The organism is Luteibacter sp. P4_D7_3, from assembly GCF_056401735.1.
Genome location: NZ_JBFUIT010000168.1, coordinates 1 through 8,568, shown reverse-complemented (window position 1 = coordinate 8,568; position 8,568 = coordinate 1). Strand labels below are relative to the sequence as shown.

8 protein-coding genes are annotated in these 8,568 nt (G+C 63.7%); all 8 read left to right on the top strand.

Going from position 1 to position 8,568, the window contains the following annotated elements; genetic code table 11:
* Nucleotides 1-1,499, top strand: a 1,499-nt coding sequence (locus tag AC1DSN_RS14340) for a putative bifunctional diguanylate cyclase/phosphodiesterase (RefSeq protein WP_477331278.1), incomplete at its 5' end; no start/stop codon positions are given.
* 144 nt (nucleotides 1,500-1,643) lie between these two features.
* Nucleotides 1,644-2,240 carry an RNA polymerase sigma factor RpoE gene (gene rpoE / locus AC1DSN_RS14335; protein ID WP_477331276.1) on the top strand — a complete coding sequence of 199 codons (597 nt, stop codon included), beginning with the start codon at nucleotides 1,644-1,646 and terminating at the stop codon, nucleotides 2,238-2,240.
* The gene (locus AC1DSN_RS14330; RefSeq protein ID WP_213950157.1) at nucleotides 2,237-2,893 is read left to right on the top strand and encodes a sigma-E factor negative regulatory protein; all 657 of its coding nucleotides are present in this window, start codon (nucleotides 2,237-2,239) and stop codon (nucleotides 2,891-2,893) included. Before rpoE ends, AC1DSN_RS14330 begins: the two co-directional genes overlap by 4 nt.
* 118 nt (nucleotides 2,894-3,011) lie before the next feature.
* On the top strand, nucleotides 3,012-4,430 hold the full coding sequence (locus tag AC1DSN_RS14325) for a Do family serine endopeptidase (RefSeq protein ID WP_063572745.1): 1,419 nt from the start codon (nucleotides 3,012-3,014) through the stop codon (nucleotides 4,428-4,430).
* A gap of 130 nt (nucleotides 4,431-4,560) precedes the next feature.
* Entirely contained in the window at nucleotides 4,561-6,351 is a 1,791-nt protein-coding gene (gene lepA, locus AC1DSN_RS14320) for a translation elongation factor 4 (RefSeq protein WP_063572744.1), read from the top strand.
* A 75-nt stretch (nucleotides 6,352-6,426) separates the two neighbouring features.
* Complete coding sequence (lepB, locus tag AC1DSN_RS14315) at nucleotides 6,427-7,329, top strand: signal peptidase I (protein WP_063572743.1); 903 nt, start codon at nucleotides 6,427-6,429, stop codon at nucleotides 7,327-7,329.
* A 141-nt stretch (nucleotides 7,330-7,470) separates the two neighbouring features.
* Nucleotides 7,471-7,848, top strand: coding sequence for a DUF4845 domain-containing protein (locus AC1DSN_RS14310; protein ID WP_063572742.1), 378 nt, complete (start codon nucleotides 7,471-7,473; stop codon nucleotides 7,846-7,848).
* Between the two features lie 6 nt (nucleotides 7,849-7,854).
* Nucleotides 7,855-8,508, top strand: a complete 654-nt coding sequence (gene rnc / locus AC1DSN_RS14305) for a ribonuclease III (RefSeq protein ID WP_477331274.1) — start codon at nucleotides 7,855-7,857, stop codon at nucleotides 8,506-8,508.
* The last annotated feature ends 60 nt before the right edge of the window (nucleotides 8,509-8,568 follow it).

The window sequence follows — 8,568 nt, the reverse complement described above, 5'->3', positions numbered from 1 at the left end:
CCTATGCGTTCCTGCCGTTGCTCGACGAGCGGCGTAACGTGCTCGGCGCGTTGCTGGCCGGTCGCCGTCGCACCGGCAGCGATGGTCGCGTCCTCGAGCCGGCGTTACGCGCGGCCGCGGCACGTTTCGCCTCCGCGCTGGAACTACGGCGCTCACGCGAACAGGGGCGCGCCCGCGGTCTCGTCGACATGTTGACTGCCTTGCCCAATCGTCTTCTGTTCAACGATCGCCTGGATACGACCATCCGCGAGGCGGAGCGAACCGGCGAATGCTTTGCCACCTTGCTGGTCGACCTCGATCGCTTCAAGAGTATCAACGACACGCTCGGCCATGCCGTGGGCGACCAGGTACTGACCGCCGTGGCGAAGCGGCTGCGCGCCAGTGTGCGTGCTTCCGACACAGTCGCACGTTACGCCGGCGACGAGTTCACGATGATCCTGCGCCACATCATCAAACGCGACGACGTGCTGCGTATCGCCGAGAAAGTGGTGCAGGCGATGGAGATTCCGCTGGGGCTCGATGACGGCTCGGAACTTCAGGCCACCGTGTCCGTCGGCATCTCCTTCTTCCCCGACGACGCGACCGAAGGCGAGCTGCTGCTGCGCCATGCGGATGAGGCGATGTATGGGGCGAAGAGTCTGGGGCGGAACAATTACCAGATCTACGCGGCCAATACGGACGCGTCGCAGCAACAGCACGTGGCCCTGAAGGCAAGTCTTCGTCACGCGGTGAAGAACAACGAACTGCGCGTGTTCTATCAGCCTCAGGTCAATGCCGTCACCGAAGACATCATCGGCATGGAGGCACTGGTGCGCTGGGAGCACCCCGAACTGGGCATGATCAGTCCGGCGTTCTTCATCCCGCTGGCCGAGGCCAGCGGCCTCATCGTGCCGATCGGCGAGTGGGTGCTGCGTACCGCATGCGCGCAGGCGAAGGCCTGGGAAGACACCTATGGCCTGGGCTTGCGCATTGGCGTGAACCTTTCGGCAGTGCAGCTCATGCAGCAGAACCTTGCCGAGGTGGTTGCCAGCGCCCTGACCGATACCGGGCTCAACCCGGACAGCCTCGAGCTTGAAGTGACCGAGAGCATCAGCGTGAAGACGGTGCCGCACCTGGTCGAAACGCTCGACGCCCTGCACGCGATGGGTTGCCATATCGCCATCGACGACTTCGGCACCGGCGCGGCGTCCCTCGACTACCTCCGCCGGCTGCCGGCCGACCGGATCAAGATCGATCAGAGCTTCGTCCGCAACATCGGTGTGGATCCCGACGACGAGGCCATCGTCCGGGCGACTATCGACATGGCCCACCGACTCAAACGTGGCGTGGTGGCCGAGGGCGTCGAAATCGAGCAGCACCTGCAGTTCCTTCGCGCGAACGGCTGTGACGAACTCCAGGGCTACCTGTTTTGCCGACCGCTGCCCGTGGTGGCTTTCGATAAGCTACTCGCCGAGCGCGAGCGTGTGATCACCGAAGGTCGGACGCCCGTCAGTGCCTGACGGGCCGGTTCCAACTTGAGGTTCAGGCCGGGTTGCGCATATTTTCAAAGGATGACCGGTTGACCGGGCAGTGAACTTGCTCGGTCCGCGCTTGTCTCAGCTGCGCCCGCGACTGGCCCCGAATGATGTGAGGAGACGGCCCGGATGGGCGAAAACGAACTGGATCAAGCACTTGTCGAGCGTGTGCAGCAAGGAGACCGCCGCGCGTTCGACCTGCTTGTGCGGAAATACCGGCACAAGGTCATCGCGTTGATCTCCCGCTACGTGCACGACTRGACCGAATGTGAGGACATCGCCCAGGAGGCCTTTGTGCGCGCCTGGCGTGCCCTTGGGTCGTTCCGCGGCGAAAGCGCGTTCTACACCTGGCTCTACAAGATYGCCGTGAATACGGCCAAGAACCACCTGGTCGCCATGGGGCGCCGCCCGCCCACGGGGGACATCGACGTGGACGATGCGGTTTACGTCCCGGGTGCCACGCGAATGCACGACGGGGCCACCCCGGAGCGCGAACTGATGCGTGAACAGGTGGAACAAACGGTGTTTTCCACTGTCCAAGCCTTACCTGAAGAACTTCGGGTCGCGATTACCCTGCGCGAGGTGGACGGCAAAAGCTATGACGAAATCGCCGCCATCATGAACTGTCCTATCGGAACGGTTCGTTCGCGTATCTTCAGGGCTCGTGAAGCCATCGACGAAAAACTGCGGCCGCTTCTATCCGACCGCGAGGATCACAATCCATGAGTGAAGCCAATCGTGAAATTCTCTCCGCCGGCATGGACGGAGAGCTGTCGCGGGAGGAAATCCGCTTCCTGTTACGTCGTCTGGAGGCCGATCAGGGCCTTGCCGACGTCTGGTCGCGTTATCACGCGGGTCGTGACGGTCTGCGCCGCGAAGCGTTGCCCCCGGTATCCCATGACTTCGTCGATCGCGTCATGGCGGCTATCGAGGCCGAAGCCAGTGCGCCGGCCGTTGCAGATGCCGCACCGCGCCGCCGTTGGCTGCACTGGTCCGCGGGGGGTGCCATCGCCGCAAGCGTGGCCGTCGCCGCATTGATGCTGTCGCAGCCGGCGGGCAACCGTTCCGGGGCTCCCGAAATCGCTCACCAGGCGCCGGTTTCCGGCGACATCCAGGTGGCCGATGCCACGCCGGAGCCCGCTGCCGCCCCGGTGGCGCCGCAGTGGCTTGCCGGTAGCAACATGGCGTCCCAGTTCACCCAGAAGGCGGCATTCGACAGTTCGAGCGAGGGTGGTGCAACCTATCTTCCCCGTTCCACGCCGTACCAGATTCAGCGTGGCCGGACCGCAGAAGCCCCCGCAAGCAATAGCTACATGCTGCTGACCCGTCCCGACGGCAGTCGTTATGTGCAGCCGGTCGCCGCGTCGCAGGCTCGCTAAGCCGCGACGCCACCCTGGCGCGCCGACCGTCCCCGGCGCGCCTGTTCCCTTATTCGTAACCACCCGTGCGGTCGCCTCGACGTACGGGCAACCGTGGCTTTGACAAGGAGGAAAGAGGATGGGTTGGTTGAATACACGTGCCGTGCTTGGCGGTGCATTGGTGCTGGCGACCGCCGGCGTGCAGGCGCAGAGCCTGCCCGATTTCACCGGCGTGGTGGAAAAGAACGCCCCGGCAGTCGTCCACGTAGAGGCAAAGACGACCGGTGCGCATAAGAAGACGAAAGGCGGCCCCGCCGGGCAGGACGACCAGGAAGAGCTGCTCCGCCGCTTCTTCGGCATGCCGGGCGTTCCGGCGCAGCCGCCCGAGCAGACCTCGCTGGGTTCGGGATTCATCATCTCCGCCGATGGCTACATTCTCACCAACGACCATGTCGTCGATGACGCCGACGAGGTCAAGGTGCGGCTCCAGGACCGTCGCAGCTTCACCGCCAGGGTCGTCGGCAAGGACCCGCAGTACGACATTGCGCTACTGAAGATCGATGCCGGTGCCTTGCCTGCCGTCAGCATCGGCGACTCGCGCAGCGTGAAGCGCGGTCAGTGGGCCCTCGCGATCGGTTCGCCCTTCGGCCTCGACGCCACCGTGACCCACGGCATCATCAGTGCGGTAGGGCGCAACCTGGGCAGCCGCGACCAGCCGTATACCTCGTTCATCCAGACCGACGTGCCGATCAATCGGGGTAATTCGGGCGGCCCCCTGTTCAATCTGCAGGGCCAGGTGATCGGCGTGAACTCGCAGATCTACTCCACGTCCGGTGGTTATCAGGGGTTGTCGTTCTCCATTCCCATCGACGTGGCAATGAACGTCGTAGATCAGATCAAGGCGAAGGGCTACGTCTCTCGCGGCATGCTCGGCGTCACCGTGCAGCCGGTGGATCCCTTCGTGAAGAATCTCGATCTCGCCGACTCCAACGGCGCGCTTGTCGCGCAGGTCACGCCGGGCAGTGGGGCCGACAAGGCGGGGCTTAAGCAGGGCGATGTCATCCTTTCCTTCAACGGCACGCCGATCACCCAGGCGCCGGATCTGCCGCCGCTGGTAGCCATCACCCGGCCGGGTTCGACAGCGAAGGTCGAGTTCCTCCGGGACCACAAGAAGCAGACGGTCGAGGTCACCGTCGGCGAGCTGCCCCGCGACAAGACGGCGCTCGCCGCCGCCTCGTCCGGCGAGGAAGGCGCGGGCGGCGGATCCGCTAGCGCGCTGGGCCTCGCCGTCCAGGACATCGACGCGCCGACCCGGTCCGAGCTGGGTCTCAAGGCCGGTGAAGGCGTGGTGGTGAGTCGGGTCGCCGGATCCTCCGCCTCCCAGACGGGGCTCCAGGCGGGGGACATCATCCTCATGGTCAACCAGAAGCGCATCGGCAGTGCCGCGGCGTTCCGGGACGCTACCCGGGGCATCAAGTCCGGCGATACCGCCATGTTGCTGGTCCGGCGCGACGACTCGACGCGATTCGTTGGTGTCACCGTGCCTGGCGATCGCTGACGCAGTCGATGCCGTCCGCCGGTCGGCGGTGGGCGGCCTTCCATGCGATAATGCTTGATTCGCGCTGGCCCTGAGGGCTGGCGCGCGTCGTTCGCGCCGCGAGCGATGGTGAACGTGACCACGGCGCTCCATGGAACTCATCCGCAACTTCTCCATCATTGCCCACATCGACCACGGCAAGTCGACCCTGGCCGACCGAATCATCCAGTTGTGCGGAGGTCTGACCGAGCGCGAAATGGAAGCGCAGGTCCTCGACAACAATCCGATCGAGCGCGAGCGCGGTATCACCATCAAGGCCCAGTCGGTGTCGCTGCCGTACACGGCGCGCGACGGGAAAACCTATCAGCTCAATTTCATCGATACCCCGGGGCACGTCGACTTCTCCTATGAAGTAAGCCGTTCGTTGTCCGCCTGCGAGGGCGCGCTCCTGGTCGTCGACGCCGCCCAAGGTGTCGAGGCGCAGTCGGTGGCCAACTGCTATACGGCGATCGAGCAGGGCCTGGAAGTCATTCCGGTCATCAACAAGATCGACCTCCCGACAGCGGATGTGGAAAAGGCCAAGGCCGAAATCGAAGCCGTGATCGGGCTGGATGCCACCGATGCGATCCCGGTCAGCGCCAAGACTGGCCAGAACGTGATCGAAGTCCTCGAGGCGATCATCCATCGCATCCCGGCGCCGAAGGCAGGTAACACCGACCGGCTCCAGGCGCTGATCATCGACTCCTGGTTCGACAACTACCTGGGCGTGGTATCGCTGGTACGCGTGATGCAGGGCGAGATCCGCCCGGGCGACAAGATCCTGGTCATGTCGACCGGCCGTACCCACCTTGTCGACGACGTCGGTGTATTCACCCCCAAGCGCAAGAAGCTCGATCATCTGGGCGCGGGCGAGGTGGGCTGGATCAATGCGTCCATCAAGGACGTCCATGGCGCCCCGGTGGGCGACACGCTGACCCATTCGGGCAAGCCTGCCGCCGAGCCGCTGGCTGGCTTCCAGGTCATGCAGCCGCGCGTGTTCGCCGGCCTGTTCCCGGTATCGGCTGATGATTACCCGGCCCTTCGCGAGGCGCTCGACAAGCTGCGCCTCAACGACGCGGCCATGTTCTTCGAGCCGGAAAGCTCCGAGGCGATGGGCTTCGGCTTCCGCTGCGGCTTCCTCGGCATGCTGCATATGGAGATCGTCCAGGAGCGCCTCGAGCGCGAATACGATCTCAACCTCATCACCACGGCGCCGACCGTGGTGTACGAGGTGGCCAAGACCGACGGCACCGTGCTGCAGATGGACAACCCGGCCAAGCTTCCGCCGCCGCAGCAGATCGTGGAGATCCGCGAGCCGATCATCGTCGCCACCATCCTCACCCCGGGTGACTACGTCGGCAACGTGATCAAACTCTGCGAAGAGAAGCGCGGCGTGCAGCGTTCCATCCAGTATCTGGCTACCCAGGTGCAGGTGACCTACGAGCTGCCGCTGGCCGAAGTGGTGCTCGACTTCTTCGATCGCCTGAAGTCGGTGTCCCGCGGCTATGCCTCGATGGACTACCACCTCGAGCGGTTCGATCCGGGCCCGTTCGTCCGCGTCGATATCCTGATCAATGGCGATCGCGTGGACGCGCTGAGCCTTATCGTGCATCGTTCGCACGCTGATCGGCGCGGCCGGGAACTTGTCGAACGGATGAAGGATCTCATTCCTCGCCAGCAGTTCGATGTCGCCATCCAGGCGGCCGTTGGTGCGGCGGTCATCGCCCGTTCGACGGTGAAGGCGCTGCGCAAGAACGTCCTCGCCAAGTGCTATGGCGGCGACGTGTCGCGAAAGAAGAAGCTCCTCGAGAAGCAGAAGGAAGGCAAGAAGCGCATGAAGCAGGTGGGCAGCGTGGAAATTCCCCAGGAAGCCTTCCTCGCCGTGCTGCGGCAGGATAAGTAAACGAGACATGGAAAGCCGGCGCCGGATGCGCCGGACCGGGCCGTAAGGCCCTTCGACACGACTGATGGAGATGGTATGGCGGCATTTGATTTCTCGGCGATTCTTCTCGGGCTGACCGTCCTGTTCGGTGTGGTCTGGCTGTTCGATCGCCTTTTCCTGGTCAAGGCGCGCCGCGCCCGCGCCGAAGCCCTTGGCGCCGAGCAACCCGAGCCGTGGCCGGTCGACTGGGCTCGCTCGTTGTTCCCGGTGATCCTGGTCGTGCTTTTGCTGCGCTCGTTCGTGGCCGAGCCGTTCCGCATCCCGTCGGGCTCGATGATGCCGACCCTGGACGTGGGCGACTTCATCCTGGTCAATAAATTCGCTTACGGCCTGCGTATGCCGGCCTTCAATAACAAGCTGCTCGAGAACGGCGAACCGCGTCGCGGCGACGTGGTCGTGTTCCGCTTTCCGGGCTATGTCTGCCAGGACGAAAGCGGCAAGACCATCCGCAGCGGCGACATCACCTGCCAGGATCCCCACGCCGCGGTGCCGAGCGAGAACTGGATCAAGCGTGTGATCGGCCTGCCCGGCGACCGCATCGAAACCCGGGGCAGCGAGCTCTACATCAACGGTGAGCGCGTCGGCGCCGACGAGATCGGGCCGTTCAAGGGCAGCATGTCGCGGCCGGAAGATCGCCTGCTGATGACCTTCGGATCCAAGCTGTATACGGAGCACCTGGGCAGCATCAACCATACGATCGCGCTGACCCCGGCCTACAACATGCCGCAAGACATCCCCAATGCGTCGGTGCCGTCGGAAGTGCCCAAGGGCTGCTATATCGTCATGGGCGACAACCGGATGAACAGCACCGACAGCCGCTGGTGGGGTTGCATGCCCGAGGCCAACCTGGTCGGCAAGGCCTTCTTCGTCTGGCTCGCCTGGCGCGGATTCGATAATGGCCTGCTGGACTTTTCCAGGATGGGTAAGGTCATCCACTGACGGAACGGTGGCGTCCGTCACGCTGCAAGGCGTTGCGGTACGCCCCGGACAAGGTAATCTCCGCTGCGGGGCGCCTTGCGCGCCCCGTCGGCATTTAACGTCTTGAACAGGGGAGCCGCTTCGCGCGGCGGAGACCGGAACATGAAATCCAGGCAGTCGGGTATTACCCTTATCGGGTTCGTCATCATGCTGGCCATCGTTGGCTTCTTCGCCTTCATGGCAATGAAGCTGGTGCCGTCCTATATCGAGTACATGGGCGTGGTCAAAGCGCTCAATCAGATGTCGACCGAGGGTGGCAACACGGATCTCGAGCAGGCTCGCCGGCAGCTCGCGTTCAAGATGAGCTTCCAGTACGTGGACGATTCGACGATCAAGCCAAAGGACGTGACAATCACGAACGCGAGCAACTCGCCGGTCTTGAAAGTTTCGTACGACAAAGTCATTCCGTTTATTTACAACATCGCCTTCCTGCTCCATTTCGAGAAGTCGGTGCCGCTCAAAAGTGCCGTCGGGCAATGAGGTTTCGTGGAATTTCCTTACCGCTTTCGTGATCCCGGTCTCGCGACCCTGGCCCTGACTCACCGCAGTGCCGGGAAGCCGAATAACGAGCGGATGGAGTTCCTGGGCGACGCCTTGCTGGGCGCCCTCGTTGCCGAGTTGTTGTTCGAAGCGCATCCCAATGCGAGCGAAGGCGAGCTCTCTCGCCTGCGCGCCCAGCTCGTCAACGGCCAGGCCCTGGCCGTTATCGGGCGGGAACTTGAGCTCGGTGACGACCTGAAGCTGGGGCCTGGTGAGCTGAAGAGCGGCGGCTTCCGCCGCGATTCCATTCTGGCCGATGCCTTCGAAGCCCTGGTTGCCGCCGTCTATTTCGACGATGGCTACGACGCCTGCCGCCAGGTGGTGCGCCGGCTGTTTTCGCCCCGCGTGGCGGAAATCAAGCGATCCAGCAAGGACGCTAAAACGAAGCTGCAGGAATGGCTGCAGGGCAGGGGGCTTCCCCTTCCCATCTACGAATTAACCGACAGCTACGGCGAAGATCACGCCAAGATCTTCGACGTCAGTTGTACGATCGACGAACCGGAGCCGATTCGCGTTGAAGGACGCGGGGGCAGCCGGCGCGCCGCCGAACAGGACGCTGCCGAAACGGTGCTGCGCCGCTTGCTGGAAAAGAAATCATGAACGACATCGATATCCCTGAAGAAAACGACGCCATCGTCGACGACGACTTCCGCTGTGGCT

Coding starts and splice junctions, on each gene's coding strand:
- AC1DSN_RS14330 (WP_213950157.1), top strand. CDS start 2,237: ATGAGTGAAGCCAATCGTGAAATTCTCTCCGCCGGCATGGACGGAGAG.
- AC1DSN_RS14325 (WP_063572745.1), top strand. CDS start 3,012: ATGGGTTGGTTGAATACACGTGCCGTGCTTGGCGGTGCATTGGTGCTG.
- lepA (WP_063572744.1), top strand. CDS start 4,561: ATGGAACTCATCCGCAACTTCTCCATCATTGCCCACATCGACCACGGC.
- lepB (WP_063572743.1), top strand. CDS start 6,427: ATGGCGGCATTTGATTTCTCGGCGATTCTTCTCGGGCTGACCGTCCTG.
- AC1DSN_RS14310 (WP_063572742.1), top strand. CDS start 7,471: ATGAAATCCAGGCAGTCGGGTATTACCCTTATCGGGTTCGTCATCATG.